Origin of the sequence: Andreprevotia lacus DSM 23236 (assembly GCF_900176275.1) — a bacterium.
Taxonomy (GTDB): domain Bacteria; phylum Pseudomonadota; class Gammaproteobacteria; order Burkholderiales; family Chitinibacteraceae; genus Andreprevotia; species Andreprevotia lacus.
Genome location: NZ_FWXD01000010.1, coordinates 87,878 through 106,945, shown reverse-complemented (window position 1 = coordinate 106,945; position 19,068 = coordinate 87,878). Strand labels below are relative to the sequence as shown.

The 19,068-nt window shown below is 60.4% G+C and carries 19 protein-coding genes; 13 read left to right on the top strand and 6 right to left on the bottom strand.

Translation table 11 applies throughout. The features are described from left to right. The first annotated feature begins 36 nt into the window (after positions 1 to 36). The 10 genes from tssB (at position 37) to B9A19_RS22550 (ending at position 11,653) form a co-directional block, all read left to right on the top strand. Positions 37 to 561, top strand: coding sequence for a type VI secretion system contractile sheath small subunit (gene tssB, locus B9A19_RS10130; RefSeq protein WP_084090681.1), 525 nt, complete (start codon positions 37 to 39; stop codon positions 559 to 561). A 39-nt stretch (positions 562 to 600) separates the two neighbouring features. Next, positions 601 to 2,109, top strand: a complete 1,509-nt coding sequence (gene tssC, locus B9A19_RS10125; protein WP_084090680.1) for a type VI secretion system contractile sheath large subunit — start codon at positions 601 to 603, stop codon at positions 2,107 to 2,109. A gap of 288 nt (positions 2,110 to 2,397) precedes the next feature. Then, on the top strand, positions 2,398 to 2,883 hold the full coding sequence (locus tag B9A19_RS10120) for an Hcp family type VI secretion system effector (RefSeq protein ID WP_084090679.1): 486 nt from the start codon (positions 2,398 to 2,400) through the stop codon (positions 2,881 to 2,883). Positions 2,884 to 3,026: 143 nt separating this feature from the next. Further along, positions 3,027 to 3,854: a type VI secretion system accessory protein TagJ gene (locus B9A19_RS10115; RefSeq protein WP_084090678.1), complete on the top strand. Its 828-nt coding sequence runs from the start codon at positions 3,027 to 3,029 to the stop codon at positions 3,852 to 3,854. 63 nt (positions 3,855 to 3,917) lie between these two features. Next, complete coding sequence (locus B9A19_RS10110; protein ID WP_084090677.1) at positions 3,918 to 4,343, top strand: hypothetical protein; 426 nt, start codon at positions 3,918 to 3,920, stop codon at positions 4,341 to 4,343. Next, positions 4,343 to 4,774, top strand: coding sequence for a hypothetical protein (locus B9A19_RS10105; RefSeq protein WP_084090676.1), 432 nt, complete (start codon positions 4,343 to 4,345; stop codon positions 4,772 to 4,774). Before B9A19_RS10110 ends, B9A19_RS10105 begins: the two co-directional genes overlap by 1 nt. A gap of 497 nt (positions 4,775 to 5,271) precedes the next feature. After that, positions 5,272 to 6,747, top strand: a complete 1,476-nt coding sequence (locus B9A19_RS10100) for a ParB/Srx family N-terminal domain-containing protein (protein WP_084090675.1) — start codon at positions 5,272 to 5,274, stop codon at positions 6,745 to 6,747. 130 nt (positions 6,748 to 6,877) lie between these two features. Beyond that, positions 6,878 to 7,297 (top strand): VOC family protein, encoded by a 420-nt coding sequence (locus B9A19_RS10095; protein WP_084090674.1) that lies wholly within the window; start codon positions 6,878 to 6,880, stop codon positions 7,295 to 7,297. A 319-nt stretch (positions 7,298 to 7,616) separates the two neighbouring features. After that, positions 7,617 to 10,019, top strand: coding sequence for a carbohydrate-binding protein (locus tag B9A19_RS10090; protein WP_084090673.1), 2,403 nt, complete (start codon positions 7,617 to 7,619; stop codon positions 10,017 to 10,019). Positions 10,020 to 10,204: 185 nt separating this feature from the next. Further along, on the top strand, positions 10,205 to 11,653 hold the full coding sequence (locus B9A19_RS22550; RefSeq protein WP_176216875.1) for an Ig domain-containing protein: 1,449 nt from the start codon (positions 10,205 to 10,207) through the stop codon (positions 11,651 to 11,653). Between the two features lie 7 nt (positions 11,654 to 11,660). Here the strand turns inward: B9A19_RS22550 and B9A19_RS10080 are convergent, their stop codons facing one another. Both B9A19_RS10080 and purT read right to left on the bottom strand, forming a co-directional pair. Further along, complete coding sequence (locus B9A19_RS10080; RefSeq protein ID WP_084090672.1) at positions 11,661 to 12,050, bottom strand: group II truncated hemoglobin; 390 nt, start codon at positions 12,048 to 12,050, stop codon at positions 11,661 to 11,663. 1 nt (position 12,051) lies between these two features. After that, the gene (purT, locus tag B9A19_RS10075; RefSeq protein ID WP_084090671.1) at positions 12,052 to 13,248 is read right to left on the bottom strand and encodes a formate-dependent phosphoribosylglycinamide formyltransferase; all 1,197 of its coding nucleotides are present in this window, start codon (positions 13,246 to 13,248) and stop codon (positions 12,052 to 12,054) included. Between the two features lie 96 nt (positions 13,249 to 13,344). Between purT and B9A19_RS10070 the strand changes: the two genes are divergently transcribed. After that, positions 13,345 to 14,979 (top strand): methyl-accepting chemotaxis protein, encoded by a 1,635-nt coding sequence (locus tag B9A19_RS10070; RefSeq protein WP_084090670.1) that lies wholly within the window; start codon positions 13,345 to 13,347, stop codon positions 14,977 to 14,979. 79 nt (positions 14,980 to 15,058) lie between these two features. Here the strand turns inward: B9A19_RS10070 and B9A19_RS10065 are convergent, their stop codons facing one another. Both B9A19_RS10065 and B9A19_RS10060 read right to left on the bottom strand, forming a co-directional pair. Beyond that, entirely contained in the window at positions 15,059 to 15,256 is a 198-nt protein-coding gene (locus B9A19_RS10065) for a DUF3460 family protein (protein WP_084090669.1), read from the bottom strand. Between the two features lie 38 nt (positions 15,257 to 15,294). Next, entirely contained in the window at positions 15,295 to 16,077 is a 783-nt protein-coding gene (locus B9A19_RS10060) for an inositol monophosphatase family protein (protein ID WP_084090668.1), read from the bottom strand. A gap of 224 nt (positions 16,078 to 16,301) precedes the next feature. Here B9A19_RS10060 and bfr (B9A19_RS10055) point away from each other — a divergent pair, with 224 nt between their 5' ends. Together bfr (B9A19_RS10055) and bfr (B9A19_RS10050) are read left to right on the top strand one after the other, a co-directional pair. Beyond that, positions 16,302 to 16,772, top strand: coding sequence for a bacterioferritin (gene bfr, locus B9A19_RS10055; RefSeq protein WP_084090667.1), 471 nt, complete (start codon positions 16,302 to 16,304; stop codon positions 16,770 to 16,772). 11 nt (positions 16,773 to 16,783) lie between these two features. Continuing rightward, positions 16,784 to 17,257 carry a bacterioferritin gene (gene bfr / locus B9A19_RS10050; protein ID WP_084090666.1) on the top strand — a complete coding sequence of 158 codons (474 nt, stop codon included), beginning with the start codon at positions 16,784 to 16,786 and terminating at the stop codon, positions 17,255 to 17,257. Positions 17,258 to 17,324: 67 nt separating this feature from the next. Here the strand turns inward: bfr (B9A19_RS10050) and B9A19_RS10045 are convergent, their stop codons facing one another. Further along, positions 17,325 to 17,531 (bottom strand): bacterioferritin-associated ferredoxin, encoded by a 207-nt coding sequence (locus tag B9A19_RS10045; protein WP_084090665.1) that lies wholly within the window; start codon positions 17,529 to 17,531, stop codon positions 17,325 to 17,327. Positions 17,532 to 17,720: 189 nt separating this feature from the next. Beyond that, positions 17,721 to 19,016 carry an adenylosuccinate synthase gene (locus B9A19_RS10040; RefSeq protein WP_084090728.1) on the bottom strand — a complete coding sequence of 432 codons (1,296 nt, stop codon included), beginning with the start codon at positions 19,014 to 19,016 and terminating at the stop codon, positions 17,721 to 17,723. Positions 19,017 to 19,068: the final 52 nt, after the last annotated feature.

Below are 19,068 nucleotides of genomic sequence, written 5' to 3'. Positions count from 1 at the left end.
AGGACGGACCTGGCTATTCCCGAAAAGGACCGCAACATGGCAAGTAACAGCGCCCAGAAATTCATCGCCCGCAACCGGGCACCGCGCGTGCAGATCGAGTACGACGTTGAAGTCTACGGCTCGGAAAAGAAAATCCAGCTGCCCTTCATCATGGGCGTGCTGTCCGACCTCGCGGGCAAGTCGGCCGAAGACCTGCCGCCGCTGGCTGAGCGCAAATTCCTCGAAATCGATGTCGACAATTTCGATAGCCGCATGCAGTCGATGCGCCCGCGTGCCGCGTTCCGCGTCGACAACGTGCTGACCGGTGAAGGCGAACTGGCTGTCGATCTGACCTTCTCCAATATGGACGACTTCTCGCCGGCCAAGGCCGCCCAGCAGATCGAGCCGCTGCGTAAATTACTGGATGCACGCCAGCAGTTGTCCAACCTGCTGACCTATATGGACGGCAAGAACGGCGCCGAAACGCTGATCGCCGACCTGCTGCGCGACCCGACCCTGCTGGCCACGCTGTCGGCAACCGCCAAGCAGCAAGCAGGCGGCGACACCGCCTCCGAAGGTTAAGACCCGGCGCACGCTGGATCGCATTGAGAGATCAGGAACATGAGTAACGAAACGCTACTTGAACACGCCGGCGCAAGTGCCGTCGAACTGGAACAAGGCGATAACGATTTCTATCGCCTGTTGCAGAAGGAATTCCGTCCCAAGTCGGACGAAGCGCGCAGCGCAGTGGAAAACGCCGTGCGCACGCTGGCCGAACAGGCGCTGGGCCAGACCAGCCTGATCGGCAGTGATGCCATCCGCACCATCGAGGCCATGGTGGCCGAGCTGGATCGCAAGCTGTCCGCCCAGCTCAACCTGATCATCCACCACGCGGACTATCAGGCACTGGAGTCGGCATGGCGCGGTTTGCAGTATCTGGTGAACAACACCGAAACCGACGAAATGCTCAAGATCAAGGTGCTACCGATCTCCAAGGCCGAGCTGCATCGCAACCTGCGCCGCTACAAGGGCACCTCGTGGGATCAAAGCCCGTTCTTCAAGCGCATCTATGAAGAAGAATACGGCCAATTCGGTGGCGAGCCGTTTGGTTGCCTCGTCGGCGACTATTACTTCGATCACACCCCGGTGGATGTCGAACTGCTGCGTGAAATCGCCCGCACCGCTGCGGCATCGCACTGCCCGTTCATTACCGGCGCCTCGCCGTCGTCCATGCAGATGGAATCCTGGCAAGAGCTGGCCAATCCGCGCGACCTGACCAAGATTTTCCAGACGCCGGAATACGCCGCATGGCGCTCGCTGCGTGAATCGGAAGACGCGCGCTATCTGGGCCTGGCCATGCCGCGCTTCCTGGCGCGCCTGCCCTACGGCGTGAAGACCAACCCGGTCGACGAATTCGACTTTGAGGAAGACACCGCAGGTGCCGCGCATGAACGTTATAGCTGGGCCAACTCGGCCTACGCCATGGCGGTCAACATCAACCGTTCGTTCAAGCATTACGGCTGGTGCACACGTATCCGCGGCGTGGAGTCGGGTGGCGCGGTCGAAAATCTGCCCAGCCACACCTTCCCGACCGACGACGGTGGCGTGGACATGAAGTGCCCGACCGAAATCGCCATTTCGGACCGCCGCGAGGCCGAGTTGGCCAAAAACGGCTTCATGCCGCTGCTGCACCGCAAGAACTCGGATCTGGCGGCCTTCATCGGCGCGCAATCGCTGCAAAAGCCGACCGAATACATGGACCCGGATGCAACCGCCAATGCCAATCTGGCTGCGCGTCTGCCCTATCTGTTTGCGGTATGCCGCTTTGCGCATTACCTGAAATGCATCGTGCGCGACAAGATCGGCTCGTTTACCAGCCGTGATGAAATGCAGCGCTGGCTGAATGACTGGGTCCTGCATTATGTCGATGGTGATCCGCTCAATTCGTCCGAATCGGTCAAGGCAGAAAAGCCGCTGGCTTCCGCCGAAGTGCAAGTGGAAGAAGTCGAAGGCAATCCGGGTTATTACTCGGCCAAATTCTTCCTGCGCCCGCATTATCAGCTGGAAGGCCTGACCGTGTCGCTGCGCCTGGTATCGAAGCTGCCATCGGTCAAGAACGGGGGCAGCTAAGACCCAGTCAGCATGATGACGTAGTATCCCGGCAGGTATGCCACAAACCTGCCGGGCCTGAATCACCCCCTGTGTTCCCGCTGTTTGCAATCCATGCTGTCTATCGGCAGGGGTCTTTTCGGCCTGCAGATTGCATATTTCGCCGATTAAATATCAGGGAATCGTGATTTCACGGTGATTCTATTTGTTGGCAATTCAATATTTTCCAGTATTCCGGTGCCGACTTTCAAGGCAGCGGAAATTGATGTACCGCAGCAGCATTGCTGTACTTTTATCAAGGAGCTTTAAATGGCAAGTGATATTTTTCTGAAGATCGACGGTATCGATGGTGAGTCCAAGGACGACAAGCACGCCAACGAAATCGAAATCCACTCGCTGCAGTGGAGCATGAGCCAGGCTGCAACCATGCACGCCGGTACCGGTGGCGGCGCTGGCAAGGTCAGCATCGACGACCTCGTCATCACGCACGCCGTGGACAAGGCCAGCCCGATCCTGATGCAAAGTTGTATGAGCGGCAAGCACATCCCCAAGGCTGTGCTGACCGTGCGCAAGGCCGGTGAGAAGCCGCTGGACTACTACAAGATCACCATGACCGACGTGATGATCTCGAGCGTTTCGCCGGCTGGTGCCAATAACGGCAACGAGCTGCTCGAAACCGTGGGCCTGGCTTTCTCCAAGGTCAAGATCGAGTACCAACCGCAAGGTGCGGACGGCGCAGCCAGCGGCGGCGCAGTGGTCACCGAGTGGGACATCAAGGCCAACAAGAAGGTCTGATAGGCTGTACGGCCGGGGCTTGCTCCGGCCGCAGGACAAAGGCGCGCAAGCGCCTTTGTTCGTCCTGATTGCCAGGGCAGATCCGCCCGGGCAACACGCACCCGACCATTGTCCAATCCTGTCTGTCCCCGGGGCCGATCATCATGACCACACTGAGCACACCACAAGCCAATATCGACGCACTGATCAAACAGGGGCAGCTCGACGAAGCGCTCCAGCACATCCAGGATGTCGTGCGCAACGCACCTTCGCACGCACCGCACCGTGTCGTGCTGATCCAGCTACTGCTGGTGCTGGGCCAATGGGATCGCGCCGAGAAGCAACTGCAGCAACTGGAACTGGTAGACCGCGAATACACGCGTTTCTGCCAGACCTATCTGGCTGCCCTGCGCGGCGAGCGCCAGCGTCTGGCCGTCTTCAAAGGCGAGGCCGCACCGCAGCTGCCAGAGACCCCGCCGGCATGGATGGTGACCTATATCAACGCGATGTTGATGGAGCGCACCAAGGCGCATAGTGCCGCTGTAGCAGAACGCCAGCGCGCCGCCGAAGCCGCGCCGACCGTGGCCGGTGAAATCGACGGCGTACCGTTCGACTGGCTGGCCGATGCCGACCCGCGCCTTGGTCCCGTGGTCGAAGCCATTATCGACGGCCACTATCACTGGCTGGCGCAGGACGAAATCCGCCAGATCGATTTCTTCCCGCCGCAAACCTTGCTTGATCATGTCTGGCGCCAGGCCACCATCATCACCGCCAGTGGCCAGAACCGCCCGGCGCTGATTCCGGCGCGCTATCCCGAATCGCCGGAAGCCGGCGCACCACTGGCCCTGGCCCGTGCAACGGAATGGATTGCCGTCGGCAGCGATGGCTGGCAAGGCATGGGCCAGCGCCTGCTGACCAGTGACGAAAACGAATATGGCCTGCTGGACATCCGGCTGCTCTGTTTTGCTGCTGGCCACCCGGCCAGCGCGTAGTACGCTTTCTTGAACAACGTGGGGCAGCACCCGCTGCCTCACCCGACCTGGATTTGATTTGAAATGGCAGACCCCATCAACGAAACAGCCGCCCGCATCATCGCCGCTTGCGAAAGCAACTGGGATGCCTGGAAAAGTGATTGCAGCGGTTTTCTCAAAGCAGTCGCCTCTGATCTCGGCGTACTGTTGCAAGGCAACGCCAACGCAATCGGCAACTACCTGGAAAACGCGGCTGACTGGCAAAATCTGGGCACGGACAAAGCAACCGCCCAGATGCGCGCCAATAGCGGCATGCTGGTGGTCGGCAGCCTGAATGCCTCGGGACACGGCCATGTGGTGGTCATCGTCGCCACCGATGCCGCACATGTACAGCCCGTAGGCTACTGGGGGCGCTTCGGCTCGGTCGGCCGCAAGAACACCACCATCAATTACAGCTGGAACAACGCTGACTTGGCGCAGGTCAAGTTTTACGCCAGGACCATTTTCTGATGCGCATGATCGCTCTGACCGCCTTGCTGATTGCCGGCAATGTCGCCGCCGGTACGATAGCAAGCGGCTGCACGCTGCAAGCTGCCGACCCGGACATCCTGGCCAAAACCGCAGGGGGCATCACGCTGGAAGGCGGTGATGGCAACAGCGAGGCGCCGCTCTGGCTGGGCCCGATCCACACCCCGGCATGCAGCCTAGAGGTCGATTTGTTCGGCGGGCCGCTTGCAGTGGCGCGTGATCGCTTTCTGTTCGTGGTGCAGGTCAGCGGCAGCCAGCAACGCGTCACGCAATATGACCTGCAATCCTGCAAACAGCGCTGGCAAAGCGCGCCGCTGTTTGGCCAGGCAAAACTGCTGAAGGATGGCTACCAGATCGGCAAGAAGCTGGTCCGCTTCGGCCCGCAATGCCAGCCGGCACGGCGAGGTCATTGATGGCAGCAGCGCGCTGATTCGTCTGTCTGGCGCGCAAATGCATTAGGGCCTGTTAACACTTATTTCACGCTTGCGTTCGGGGTAGTTCGGGATGGAGCGCAAGGCGCAGAACGCGCCGCGGTACGGGTACCGCAAGCGGTTTGCAACGCAGCGAACCGCCCGAAATACCCCGAACCCGCAGGGCTGGGCCGCAAAGAGGCCATCTACGGCGTTACGTGCCTTGGCAATAACCGGTTATTGCCTGCGTTGCGTGCCTTGTAGCTGACCTCTTTGCGGCCCAGCGCAAGCGCGAAATAAGTGTTAACAGGCCCTAATTGCGATGCCGGCTTGACGTTCAAGCCGGCATCGCAACAACAGGGCCGACCTCTGCCGGCTATACGTCACCGTCATGTCATCTGCATCGCGTAAGTTCCGTGCGCGCCGCAGCCCCCTCCCCGGGCAGGCTGCGAGCGCCATAACGATACGAACCAACGCGAGCAACGACAGGACACACGCCCATGCTTTCCCCGCTTTCCCGCCTTACCACCCCTTTGCTGGTCATCGCACTGTCTGCACCGGCACTGGCGGCACAATCCGCTTGCGACACCAGCCTGCCGGCCAGCGCCCAGGCCCCTTATCTGTGTGCACAGCCGGGCGATCTGATCGACGCCCGCCTTGATGCCTTCCGCCCCACGCAATCGGTGCTGGGCAAGGATGAAATCTTCTACAAACTGGGCCGCTACCGCAGCAACAAGGACCAGTTGAACGGCAACTTCAACAAGCGCTTTGATGACTGGTGCGAGGCCAACGGTCAGGTTGCCACCGCATGGGCGAATGCCGATGCCCGCCTCGATAACCCGGCCAGCTTCGGTTGCAGCGTTGCGCTGGGCAGCGAAACGGCCGACAGCATCGCCGTGATGAAGTCGGCCGTGATTGGCCCGGGCGGCCAGCTCTATCTGACCGATGGCCACCACACCTTCACTTCCTTCATGGAAGCCAACGATGGTGGTCCGGCGCTGCATGTGCGCGTGCGCGTGGTCGATAACCTGAGCGCGCTGTCGCAAGCCGATTTCTGGCAAGCCATGCAGGACAACCGCCGTGTATGGCTGCGGGACGAAAACGATCAGCCCATCACCGTTGAACAGCTGCCGGCGCGCCTCGGGCTGGCCAGCTTCCATAACGACAAGTACCGCAGCCTGGTGTATTTCACCCGCGACATCGGTTACTCGGTGCCGACGCAAGCCACCGAGTTCCTCGAGTTCTACTGGGGCAGCTGGCTGCGCCGCAATGGCGTGGACGTGAGCAAGACCAATCTGGCCGACAGCGCGGCCTATCTCAAACTGGTGAAGCAGACCTCGCAAACCATGGCGGCACTGCCGCTGACCACCGTGCTGGATGGCAGCGTCACTGCCGCCTCGGCCGGCCGCATCGCACAATGGAACGGCGGTAAAAAGGAAACCGGCGGCGAGTTCGACAAACTGAGCAAGGCGTTCAGCGAAGCCAAGCCGGGCAAGATCGCCTACTCGCTCAACTTCCAGTCCGATATCGTGGCCGCACCGGTGTGCACCAGCACACTCAGCGGTGCGCATGACGGCACGCTGAACGTGAACAGCGGCGTGCTGTGCCTGGACCGCGTTACCCAGCAAGGCGACGTGATCGTGGCACCGGGCGCGGCGCTGGTTGCCAATGGCAGCAGCCTCAATGGCGTGCTCAGCAGCAACGGTGCTACAGCGATCTACCTGTGCGGTAACCAGATCAGCGGTTCGCTCGCCCTGAACGCCACCAATGGCGCGCAAGTGCTGGGCGGCAACGGTTGCACCTTCAACAGCGTGGCCGGCTCGGCTGCCATCACCTGGGGCAACGGCACCAGCGTGCTGAGCGGCAACCAGTTTGGCGGCGCATTGATGTGCTTTGGCAATCAGCCCGAGCTGCTCAACCCCGGCCGCAGCAACCAGGCTGGTGGTGCCAAGGTCTATCAGTGCGAATCGCTGTGATCCCGCGCTGATAGCCTGCATGCCAGACCGAACACCCCGCCCCGGCGGGGTGTTTTGTTGCCGGATGCCAGGTTGACACCATCAGCACAAAACAGAACAATCGTTCTACTTTAAAAAAACAGGAAGCAACATGCGCCCCCGTCTGAATCTCATCCTGCTTGGCGTGAGCAATATCGCTACCGCCACCGCCTTTTACGAAGCACTGGGCTGGCCCAAGGCACCCACCAGCCATGATGGCTTTGCCAAATTTGATCTGGGCGGCGTAGTGCTGGGCCTGCTGCCACGCGAAGATTTTGCACGCGATGCCGGCTTTGCCAGTGCAGAGGGCAACGGCTTTGCCGGTATGGCGCTGGCCTATATCGCGCGCAGCGCCGATGACGTGCCGCGCATCCTCGACAAGGCAGCCGCGCTGGGCGCCGAGGTGATCAAGCCGGCCACCCGCAACGACTGGGGCATTGCCGGCTACTTTCGTGATCCGGACGGCCATCTGTTCGAGGTCTGCTACGAAGATGGCTGGATTTTCGACGCGGACGACAATCTACGCGTTTGACGCCATGCCGGGGCGCTGCTGCGGATGGCGCCCCGCTGCGCACCGGAACGGGCAGCGCAATGCTGTCCGCTACGTCTCTCCTGCGCACGATGTGACCCTGGTCACGAAAAGTTCTTTTTCGCCCCATGCCATGCAAATGCCTGATCTGCTAGGGGAAACCCTTATGTCGTTTGCTTGCCTTCCGTCTTGATCGTAAATTTTTGTTGCAACGCACACAAAGCAAACGCAATATTTACGGACAAAATGATGCAAAGCACAATAATTACACCCCAAAGAAGGATGGAGGCCACATAACAAGCACACTTCAAGGGAGCAGCAGATGCATCTCATATCCAACCGCTCGCGGCGCCTGCTGGCTGCATTGGCATTTGGCACACTGGGCCTGCTGAACAGCGGCCTGAGCCACGCAGCCGCATGCCAGCCGGTCTGGCAGGACGGCAGCAGCTATATCGCAGGCCAACAGGTTTCCTGGCACACCCACAACTACAGCGCACGGGTAAACCATACCGCTTATATCGGCGTGAACTGGAATCCGGCCGATACCCCGTCGCTGTGGCAAGACCTTGGCGATTGCAGCGCCACCAGCACCACCCCGACGCCCACGGCAGCACCAACCGCAGCACCAACGCCAGTCCCGACCGCCACACCGCGCCCAAGCAACACGCCGGTGCCAAGCAACACGCCCACGCCGCTGCCGACGACCCCGCCGTCCCCCTCCCCGCTACCGACGCCCACCACGGCGCCCACTGCTACACCCGCGCCCACGGCAACGCCGACAGCGCCCGCCACGGTCACGCCTGTCGTTACCGTCACACCCACACCGGCAGGCAGCACTTGCCAGCCCGCCACTTGGGACAAGGCCACGGCCTACATCACCGGCAGCCGCGTACTGCAGGGTGGCAATGTTTATGAAGCGAAATGGTGGACCCAGGGCGACGATCCTGCACTGACCGGGCAATGGGGCCCGTGGCGTGCGGTCACCGAATGCAGCAGCCAGCCTACCGGCACGCCCACGCCTGCACCGGCCGACTTTTCCAAGCTGGTGATCAGCGAAATCGCCACCAGCAATGCGCCGGCCGATGGCGCCTGGCTGGAAATCTACAATGCAGGCACCACGCCTTATCCGCTGGGCGGCGCCAGCATGCGCACGCGCAGCAGCTATAACTGCCTGCCGCCATGCCCGATCAACACCTTCACCATTCCGGCTGGCACCAGCGTGCCCGCGCAGGGCTTCCTGGTGATTGCCGCCACCATAGATCCGCAGCCATACAACACCGCGCAGGTCATTTACGCCAATGACCCCAACAGCTATCCGCAATGGGGCGCCAGCGGATTTGTCGAGCTGGTTTCCTCGGCGGGCACCACCATCGACTTCATCCGCTTTGGCGATGAGCAGACCAACCCACTGACCGCCAGCGCGTGGACCGGCAGCAACTATGCCTACCTGCCCACCGGCCAGGCGGGCACAGGCCGCGCGCTGGCACGCCCCTTCCCGCTACAGGCCAACACGCACAGCGCAGCAGACTGGAAACTGCTGCCGTTCTCCACTCCGGGCGGCCCCAACGATGTGGCAAGCACGGCCGTGGATAGCGACAACGACGGCATTCCGGACAGCGCCAAGCAGCCGGGTGGCAGCTACAACGGCATCAACTACTACGCACTGGGCGCCCGCCCCGGCAAGCGCGACATCTTCATCCAGATCGACTGGATGCAAGGCAGCGACCCGGCGCTGACACCGCGTCGCGAGGCACTGCAAAAGGTGGTGGCCGCCTTTGCGCCGCACAATATCGCCATTCACTTCGACGTCGGCCCGCTGTTCAACCCCAACTTCAGCCCGGCCGACTTCAACCTGGGTGGCGGTGCGCAGATTGCCACTGCACAATGCGTGAGCATGGACAGTAACAGCAGCGGCAGTTGCAAATCGCTGTATGACTACAAGCAGCGCATGGACATCCGCCGCCGGCAGACCTTCCACTACATGCTGTTCGGCAGCTCGCAGAACAGCGATGGCAGCGGCGGCAGCTCCGGCCGGGCCGAAATGCCGGGCAACGACGTGATCATCACCCTGGGCGGCTGGGCGCTGAGCACCGGTGATGCCACCAGCACGCAGGTACTGATCAATCTGCAGGCTGGCACCATCATGCACGAGCTGGGGCATAACCTCGGCCTGTTCCATGGCGGCAACGACGGCATCAACTACAAGCCCAACTATCTGAGCGTGATGAACTACCTGTACCAGATTGCCGGTGTGGGCAACGACGTGCAGAGCGACGAAGCACTGCAGCGTTACTACGCACAGCATGGCTACGGCAACTTCGCCTCGCGCTGCGGCATGCGCCATGACTCGTGCGACCCGGACATGCGCATCGACTACTCGGATGGCAGCAGCATGGCGCTGGACAAGAAGGCGCTGGTGGAAAGCAAGCTGCTGGGCCGCGGCGCCTATGCCGGTGTCTATGCCGACTGGAACGGCAACTACCTGGCCGATGCCGCAGCCTACAGTTTCGATATCGACACCGACACCACCGACAGCGTGCTGCACGACTACAACGACTGGGCCAACCTGCTGCTGCCCTTTGCCCGTTACGGCAAGGTGCTGCAGGGCGAGCAAAGCAACACCAGCAGCAAGAGCACGGTGGCGCTCACCCCGCTGCTGAACGACCATCAGCCGCTGGCAGACGAACCGCCGCTGCCGAAGTGGGCGATCAACCCGCAGCATTGAGCACGCTGCCCACCGAGGTAAAAGCCGGGTATCTCCCGGCTTTTTTCTTGCCAGCAGCGGCAAGTGATACCGGAAAAACTTTCTCCATCTCGCACAGGAAAAATTCCAAACACCTCTTATAACTAGGGTACGCGGCATGCCATCACCATTGCTGCAACGCAAAAAAGCGAATCAGGGAGTGCATCATGGGCAAACGTTGGCCGTGCATCGTGCTGGGCCTTGCATGTAGCGGTGCAGCACACATGACTGGGGCAGAAGATCCAGCGCCGGGCCAACCGGTGGCAGCGCAAAAAACACTCGATATCGACCTCTATGCGAATCAATCCAGGGAATTCGGCTTCATTGGTACCGGTGAAGTCACCGGCGTACTGTCCGGAACCTACCCGCTGTTTTCACGCCTGCAGCTTGGTCCGAATTACCGGGACGCATTGCTGCGTGTCGGCACTACCTTGTTCGGTCAGAAAGGCTTGCTAACCCTGACGGGACGCGGACTGCAGACTCTCCGTGAATATGATTTCGGTATAAGCCGTGACGAAGTGTGGACTCGCGAAACCAGCTTCGGTGTCGATTTGTCAGGCAAGTTTCTCGGCATGACGTTTGGCGGCTATGCCGGTGGCAACAATGCCCCCGGCAAGGATCTGGGGACGCTGAGCCAGATTGTGAGCATGCCGGATGGTCAGTATGAATATCTGGTGCCACGCCGCCTGAGCGGCAGCCACAACTATACAGCGGGCTTGTTGATGAGCAGCGTAGTCAACGCCAATCTGCGCACCCGCATGAGCGTCGGCGGGCAACGCATAGAGACTGACTTGCTGCAGGGCCAATCCGTCAAGAGCGGCTTGACCGGCAACGTGGCGGTGGATGTATTGCTGTACAAAGGCATCCAGATGAATGTGTACGGCAACGCCGGGCTGGATGACTACTCCGGCGGGATACGCTTTTACTTTCCGGTCGACAAGACCCTGTCACTGTCTGCGCAGTGCAATGGCCAACGCCGCAAGGGCGATACCAGCCTGTATGCCTGCGGCCTGGGCCTGCAATATCGCTTTGGTGGAGAGCACATCGTTACCGCCTTCGATACCGAGCGACGTGACACTTATACCGATGAAGAACTCAAGCAGTTGATCCGCTGGGTGCCCGATTACGCCAACCATGTCGGAACCGCCACCGGGATCGATCCTTCGGCCAAACCGCAGCTGGTGCGGGTCATCACGCCCACGCCGGTTCCGACACCGGTGACAACCCCAACCCCAACGCCAATTACGACCCCCACCCCGGTGCCGGGCATAACGCCCACACCAGCGCCGACTACCACACCTACCCCGGCACCGTTGCCGACACCCACACCGGTACCACGCGGCACGCCACCCATCGTCGGGCGCATTCCGAACATGTTCTATACCAGCGGGCCGTTCTCGGGCAGCCTGGCGCCGTTTGTCACAACCACGGATGGCGACCCCATACTCAGCTTCACGCTCAGCGGCGTATTACCACCGGGCATTACCTTCAATAGTGCGAACGGCACTTTCTCGGGCAGTTCAACGGATAACCGCAACTATGTGCTGACCTTGTCTGCCACCGACAAGGATGGCGTTTCCAATTCAGTGTCCTTTGCCCTGATCTGGGGTGGTTGACACAGGATTACTGATTGCGCATGAAATCCGCAGTGCGATAGAACGACTCCTGCAAATGCTCGTAAAGCGCGCTATCCATGGGGATTTCATCCATCGCGCGGAACATGCAGTGCAGCCACTGATCGCGTTCTGCCTCGCCGATGGAAAAAGGCATGTGGCGGGCGCGCAGGCGCGGGTGGCCGTATTTTTCGACAAACAATGGCGGGCCACCCATCCAGCCGGAGAGGAACTCGAACAGCTTCTGGCGGATTTCTGCAGTATCGGCAGCGTGCATCGCGTGAATGCCGGCTGCCAGCGGGTCGCTGGCCATAATGTCGTAAAAACGGTCGACCAGCTGGCGCAAAACCGCCTCCCCACCCAGCAGATGGTAGGGCGTCATTTCACGTACTTCACTCATATTATTCCTTGACGGGTTTGACGAGGCTGGCGGCGTGCTTGGCGCGTTCACGCGCAATGCCGACATCCGGGCCGGCTGCCAGGGCCACGCCCATGCGGCGGCGCACATAGGCCGCCGGCTTGCCGAACAATTTTACATCGGCACGCGGGATCGACAGCGCTGCGGCCAAGCCGTCGTAGCTGATGGCTTCGGCATCAATGCCGCCATAGATCACCGCACTGGCCGCCGGCTCGTGCAATTGTGTATCCACCGGCAGCTTGAGGATGGCGCGCGCGTGCAGATCGAATTCGGAGAAACGCTGGCTCAACAGGGTAACCAGACCGGTATCGTGCGGGCGCGGGCTGACTTCGGAAAACCACACCTGCTCGCCCTTTACGAACAACTCGACGCCGAATATGCCACGGCCGCCCAGATTATCCGTCACCGTCCTGGCCAGATCACGTGCTTTGGCCAACGCAGCCGGGTTCATCGCCTGTGGTTGCCAGCTCTCGACGTAATCACCCTTTTGCTGGATGTGGCCGATGGGCTCGCAGAAATGCGTTTCCACCTTGCCGGCCTTGTTCTGCGCACGCACGGTCAACTGGGTGATTTCGTAATCAAAGCCGATGAAGCCTTCAACAATCACCCGCCCCTGATTCACCCGGCCGCCGCTGGCCGCGTAGTCCCATGCCGGCACGATATCGGCCTCGCTGCGCAGTGTCGATTGCCCCTTGCCCGATGATGACATCACCGGCTTCACCAGGCAGGGAAAACCGATTTCGGCAATGGCATCCTGCAACTGCGCCAGGCTGTCCGCAAAGCGGTAGGGCGAGGTGGGCAGGCCCAGCGTTTCGGCGGCAAGGCGGCGTATGCCTTCGCGGTTCATGGTCAGATTGGCAGCGCGCGCAGTGGGGATGACTTCGGCCAGGCCGTCGGCCTCGATACGCAGCAGTTCCTCGGTGGCAATCGCCTCGATTTCCGGCACGATGAAATGCGGTTTTTCCTGCTCGACCAACGCACGCAATGCCGCAGGGTCCGCCATATTGATCACATGGCTGCGGTGGGCCACCTGCATGCCTGGCGCATTGGGATAGCGATCCACCGCAATCACTTCCACCCCAAAGCGCTGCAACGCAATGATCACTTCCTTGCCCAGCTCGCCACTGCCAAGCAGCATGACACGGGTGGCACTACTGCTCAGCGGCGTTCCGATACGCATTTGCTTTTTCCTTACAAAATATGGTCTAGCATCCAGTTGAATGGTAGCACGCGGCCTCTCCCCGGCCGCGGCCATACGACCGGCGTGGAGCTTAACATGCTGAAAAACATGACAGTCGCAGCGCGCATCGCGCTGGGTTTCGGAGCCCTGATCGTGCTGATGCTGGCGATTGGTCTCGTAGGCTTTGTCAGCCTGAACCAGCTGCAGGACGAAGTAGGCAAGCTGCTGAGCAAAGACCTTGCTTACCATGCTGCGCTGGTCGAAACCCGTTACGACGTGGGCAATCTGCGCCGCTTTGAAAAAGACAGTTTCCTCAATTTCCAGAACCCCGCCAAGGTGAAGGAATACGAGGAAAAGTGGCAGAAATCCTACGATGCCGCAGCACAGGCGCTCAGCAAGGTAGACCCGTTACGGCCAGAGGGGGACGAAGCCGATCTCAAGCAGCTGCGCGACAACCTCAAGCTGTATGGCGATGGTTTCACGACCGTGCTCGCCGACGTCAAAGCCGGCAAGTTCACCAGCTCGGGTGACATCAACCAGGCCTTCAGCAAGTACAAGACACCGGTGCACGATATGGAAGAAGCGCTGGGCAAGCTGGCCGAGCGCTCGATCAAGCGGGTGGGCAGCATGAATGACACCGTGTCGTCCATCAGCCACAAGGCCATCGGCATCTCGTCGCTGCTGCTGGTGCTGGCCATTGCCGGCGCGGTGGTTTTTGCCTGGATCATCATCAACGGGGTACGTCGTCCCTTGTCGGCCATGCAGACCACGGTGGAGGAAATCGCACGCACCGGCCAGCTGGGCCTGCGCATGCCGGTCAGCGGCCGTGACGAGATCAGCGCCACATCCGCTGCGGTCAACAACCTGCTGGTCAATATGGGTCAGGTCATTGCCGAAGCACACCGCAACGCCAACGAACTGCAACGCGCGGCCGATACGCTCGCCAGCGCCGCCACCCAGGTGACCGAAGCATCACAAACACAGGCAGAGGCTGCCAGCGCCACAGCGGCAGCCATCGAGGAAATGACCGTCAGCGTGAACCTGATCTCCGGCAGCGCCAATACCCTGGAAGCAGAGGCCAAGCGCACCTCGGCCACCGCCGGCCGTGGTGTGGAAACGGCAGAGCGTACGTCATCCGAAATCAACCAGGTGGCACGATCAATTGCGCAATCCGCCGATGTCATCACCCAGCTCAACCAGCGCTCGGATGAAATCGGCAGCATTGCACTGGTGATCAAGGACATTGCCGACCAGACCAACCTGCTGGCCCTGAACGCCGCCATTGAAGCCGCCCGTGCCGGCGATCTGGGGCGTGGATTTGCCGTGGTTGCCGACGAAGTGCGCAAACTGGCCGAGCGCACCACGCAGGCCACCACCGAAATCACCAGCAAGATCAACGCCGTGCAGCAGGATACCGAGCGCGCAGCCAGCGGTATGGGGCAGGCCAGCAAGCTGATGCAAAATGGCGTGGAAAGCACGCAGAGCGTTGCCCAATCGCTGAACGAGATTGATCAGCTTGCCCAGCAGACCGTCGGCAACATCAGCAGCATGGCCAGTGCCATGCAGGAACAAAGCCAGGCCAGCCAGGACATTGCCCGCAATGTGGAACGGATTGCCCAGGCCAGCGAGGAAAACCACGCCGCGGCAGCCAGCACCAGCGATCTGTCCACCCAGCTCAAGCAGCTTGCCGACGATGTGCAGCGCTCCATCAGCCGCTTCCGTTATTCCTGAGCACCGGCCACCCTGCGTGCGAAGCACCAGCAACAAAAAACCGGGCCATGGCCCGGTTTCTTTGTGACGTATCGGCAGCTCAGTCCGGCTGGTAGGGATACGGCTTTTGCGCGACAGCGGACGAGTTCTGGCGAGCGCGCTCGTCCAGATTGATCGGCGCCTTGTCCCACAGCAGTGCACGGCCCTCGATCTGGCCCTGGGCCACTTCCGGCTTGTCCTGCAGGTACTGGTTCATGAACTGGGTGAATTCGGAAACGTAAGTCGTATCTTTGAACATGCTGCTTGCGCCAATCGTCTGAGCTATCAATACACCGATTATACAACCAGTGCGCGCAATTGCGGCAGCACTTGCGCATGCAGATCGGCATTGGCAGCCGCAAGCACGCGCCCTTCGCTGCCCAGCTGCAGCGGTTTGCCCTGCCAGTCCGTCATCACGCCACCGGCAGCCTGCAGCACCGGCGCCAGCGCGGCAAAGTCGTGCAGCTTCAACCCTTCCTCGATCACCAGATCCAGCCAGCCACTGGCCACTTGCGCATACAGATAGCCATCGCCACCGTAGATCGGATAGCGGCAGGCATCCGCCAGCGCATTGAACACCGGCTTGGCGGCATTCAGGTATTCCGGCCCGGTGGTGCCGATGCGGGCCTGCGCAATCTGCGCCACGTCGCTGGCCTTGATCGGTTCGTTGTTCAACGTGGCGGGCACACCTTCGCCACCAATCCAGCGATCCTGGGCAATCGGCTGGTTGATGATACCCAGCACCGGTACGCCCTTGTAGAGCAGGCCGATCAGCGTGACAAACAAGGGACGACCCACGGTAAATGATTTGGTGCCATCCACCGGATCAAGCACCCAGACCCAATCCGCATCTGCCCGCTCATCACCGAATTCCTCACCGATGATGCCGTCCGCCGGTCGGTTGGCTACGATCAATTCACGCATCACGCGTTCGGCCTCACGGTCGGCCTGGGTTACCGGGCTGGCGTCGAGCTTGTCGTCAATCGACAGCGTACTGCGGTAATAACCGCGGATCACGGCGGCGCTTGCATCGGCCAACTGGTGTGCCAGCGCGATCTGGGCGGGGCTTGCGGTTGTCATCGGATACTCCAAAGGTCTAGACGAGCAGCAGGCTAGCACGTTGGCGTCTATTGCTCTACCCTGCCACATGACGGTTTTCTTACGTGGCGAAATGAGAACAATTATTTCAATTAATTGCGAATGAATATCGAATTCATGATCAATTATAAATAATTCAAATCACCCAATTCAATTGCCAAATCCAATTGCCTATAATGTGCGGATAAGTAAACTGGAGCAAAGCCATGCAAGGCGACAAAAAGGTGCTCAAGGCTCTGAACGGCGTACTGGGTAACGAACTCACGGCCATCAACCAGTACTTCCTGCATGCACGCATGTACAAGAACTGGGGCTTCAAGCGCTTGAATGACCGGATTTACCACGAATCCATCGACGCGATGAAGCGTGCCGACAAACTGATCGAACGCATCCTGTTCCTCGAAGGGCTGCCCAATCTGCAGCAACTGGGCAAGCTGTTCATTGGCGAGCAGGTGCCGGAAATGATTGCCTGTGACCTCAAGCTGGTCGGTAGCCATCTGCCGGTGCTGCGCGATGCCATCGCGCTGTGCGAAACTACGCAGGATTATGTCTCACGCGATCTGCTGGAAGACCTGCTTGAAGAGGGAGAAGAATACCTCGACTGGCTGGAAACCCAGACCGAGCTGCAATCGTCGCTGGGCCTCGCCAACTATCTGCAATCCCAAGTGGCCGAATAAGGAGCATCATCATGCAAGGCAACAAACTGGTGATCGATGCGCTCAACATGCTGCTGGCTGCCGAGCTCACGTCCATCGACCAATACTTCGTGCACAGCCAGATGTATCACAACTGGGGCTATCACAAGCTCTACGTACGCATCGACCACGAACGTGGCGATGAAATCGGCCACGCCACCAAGCTGATCGAGCGCATCCTGTTCCTGAACGGCATTCCCAACGTGGCTGCGCGCACTGCATTGCGCATTGGCGCCGATGTGCCGGCCATGCTAAAGAATGACCTGGAAACCGAATACGAGGTTGCTGCGCTGCTGAAGAAAACCATCGCGCTGGCCGAAACCGAGCAGGACTACGTCACGCGCAGCATCCTGCTGCAATTGCTCGACGATACCGAACAGGACCACGCCCACTGGCTGGAACAGCAGCTGGGGCTGATTGCCGCCATCGGCTTGCCCAACTACCTGCAGCTCCAGGCAGCCGAGTAATCCGGCAGCACAGCAATGCAAAACGGCGCCTGTGGCGCCGTTTTTGTATCCATTTCGCCAACCGCGTTCAGATCGGTTGCAGTTGCAGGCTCCATACCGGCTTGCGGTCGGCCTGCAGCGCCTCGTCCATCACCTCGCGGGCGCAGCCGGCACACTTGCCGCAGCAGGTGGCGACTTCGGTGGCTTGCTGCAATTGCTTGAACGTGCGCACGCCATTACCCACCGCCTTGCGGATATCCCGGTCGGTTACGCCATTGCAGACACATACGTACATTGAGCAGCCTCAACACTGATAATCGTTCTCATTATCCTGCGTTTCTGTCAGCTTGCCAAGTGCGAACGACTCTCAATCACATACCGTAACACCAAACAACCGCCCTGCCCGACCAACGGCAAACAAACAAAAAGCCCGCATTACTGCGGGCTTTTGTGGCTGCAATGCCGCTTGAAGCGGCAAGGCAGATCAACCGTGGTACGGGTGACGCATCACGATGGTTTCTTCACGATCCGGACCAGTCGAAATGATGTCGACCGGTGCTTCGCAGATTTCAGCAATGCGCTGCAGATAGGCACGCGCGTTGGCTGGCAGGTCGTCCCAACGCTTGACGCCGAAAGTCGATTCGCTCCAGCCCGGCATTTCTTCATACACCGGTTCGCAGCGGGCGATTTCTTCGGCACCGATCGGCAGGATGTCGATGGCCTTGCCATCCAGCGTGTAGCCGGTACACAGATTGATGGTTTCAATACCATCCATCACGTCCAGCTTGGTGACGCACAGGCCGGATACGCCGTTGATCTGGATCGAGCGCTTCAGCGCAGCTGCGTCAAACCAGCCGCAGCGACGCGGGCGACCGGTCACCGAACCGAATTCGTTGCCACGCTTGGCCAGGCCCGCGCCAACGTCGTCGAACAGCTCGGTCGGGAACGGGCCGGAACCCACGCGGGTGGTGTAGGCCTTCACGATGCCCAGCACGTATTGCAGCATTTGCGGCGCCACACCGGCACCAGGCGCAGCCGCACCGGCCACACAGTTGCTGGAGGTCACGAACGGATAGGTGCCGTGGTCGATGTCGAGCAGCGTGCCTTGCGCGCCTTCAAACAGCAGCGGCTGGCCGGCCTTGTTCATGTCGTACAGCGTGCGCGACACGTCGCCCACCATCGGCTTGATGCGCTCGGCATACGCCAGGGTCTCGTCGTACACCTTCTGGAAGTCGACGGTTTCGGCCTTGAAGTAGTTCTTCAGCGCGAAGTTGTACCAGTCGAGGTTTTCCAGCAGTTTTTCGGAGAAACGCTCCGGGTGATACAGGTCTTGCAGACGGATCGAGCGGCGCGCGATCTTGTCTTCATAAGCCGGGCCGATGCCGCGACCGGTGGTGCCGATCTTCTTCTCGCCCTTGGCGGCTTCGCGCGCCTGGTCGATGGCGATGTGGTACGGCAGGATCAGCGGGCAAGCTTCGGAAATGGTCAGGCGGCTCGGCACGTCGATGCCGGCAGCGGTCAGCTCGTCGATTTCCTTCAGCAGCGCTTCCGGCGAGATCACCACGCCGTTACCGATGAAGCAGGCTTTGCCTGCGTGCAGGATGCCGGACGGAATCAGGCGCAGTACTGTCTTCTTGCCCCCTACCACCAGCGTGTGGCCGGCATTGTGGCCGCCCTGGAAACGGACCACGCCTTGCGCCTGATCAGTCAGCCAGTCAACGATTTTGCCCTTGCCCTCGTCACCCCACTGGGTACCGATCACGACCACGTTTCTGCTCATGTAAACCTCAACAATAGATAGCAAATCAAAATACGCGGCACGCACGAACGCC

Coding starts and splice junctions, on each gene's coding strand:
- tssB (WP_084090681.1), top strand. CDS start 37: ATGGCAAGTAACAGCGCCCAGAAATTCATCGCCCGCAACCGGGCACCG.
- tssC (WP_084090680.1), top strand. CDS start 601: ATGAGTAACGAAACGCTACTTGAACACGCCGGCGCAAGTGCCGTCGAA.
- B9A19_RS10120 (WP_084090679.1), top strand. CDS start 2,398: ATGGCAAGTGATATTTTTCTGAAGATCGACGGTATCGATGGTGAGTCC.
- B9A19_RS10115 (WP_084090678.1), top strand. CDS start 3,027: ATGACCACACTGAGCACACCACAAGCCAATATCGACGCACTGATCAAA.
- B9A19_RS10110 (WP_084090677.1), top strand. CDS start 3,918: ATGGCAGACCCCATCAACGAAACAGCCGCCCGCATCATCGCCGCTTGC.
- B9A19_RS10105 (WP_084090676.1), top strand. CDS start 4,343: ATGCGCATGATCGCTCTGACCGCCTTGCTGATTGCCGGCAATGTCGCC.
- B9A19_RS10100 (WP_084090675.1), top strand. CDS start 5,272: ATGCTTTCCCCGCTTTCCCGCCTTACCACCCCTTTGCTGGTCATCGCA.
- B9A19_RS10095 (WP_084090674.1), top strand. CDS start 6,878: ATGCGCCCCCGTCTGAATCTCATCCTGCTTGGCGTGAGCAATATCGCT.
- B9A19_RS10090 (WP_084090673.1), top strand. CDS start 7,617: ATGCATCTCATATCCAACCGCTCGCGGCGCCTGCTGGCTGCATTGGCA.
- B9A19_RS22550 (WP_176216875.1), top strand. CDS start 10,205: ATGGGCAAACGTTGGCCGTGCATCGTGCTGGGCCTTGCATGTAGCGGT.
- B9A19_RS10080 (WP_084090672.1), bottom strand. CDS start 12,050: ATGAGTGAAGTACGTGAAATGACGCCCTACCATCTGCTGGGTGGGGAG.
- purT (WP_084090671.1), bottom strand. CDS start 13,248: ATGCGTATCGGAACGCCGCTGAGCAGTAGTGCCACCCGTGTCATGCTG.
- B9A19_RS10070 (WP_084090670.1), top strand. CDS start 13,345: ATGCTGAAAAACATGACAGTCGCAGCGCGCATCGCGCTGGGTTTCGGA.
- B9A19_RS10065 (WP_084090669.1), bottom strand. CDS start 15,256: ATGTTCAAAGATACGACTTACGTTTCCGAATTCACCCAGTTCATGAAC.
- B9A19_RS10060 (WP_084090668.1), bottom strand. CDS start 16,077: ATGACAACCGCAAGCCCCGCCCAGATCGCGCTGGCACACCAGTTGGCC.
- bfr (WP_084090667.1), top strand. CDS start 16,302: ATGCAAGGCGACAAAAAGGTGCTCAAGGCTCTGAACGGCGTACTGGGT.
- bfr (WP_084090666.1), top strand. CDS start 16,784: ATGCAAGGCAACAAACTGGTGATCGATGCGCTCAACATGCTGCTGGCT.
- B9A19_RS10045 (WP_084090665.1), bottom strand. CDS start 17,531: ATGTACGTATGTGTCTGCAATGGCGTAACCGACCGGGATATCCGCAAG.
- B9A19_RS10040 (WP_084090728.1), bottom strand. CDS start 19,016: ATGAGCAGAAACGTGGTCGTGATCGGTACCCAGTGGGGTGACGAGGGC.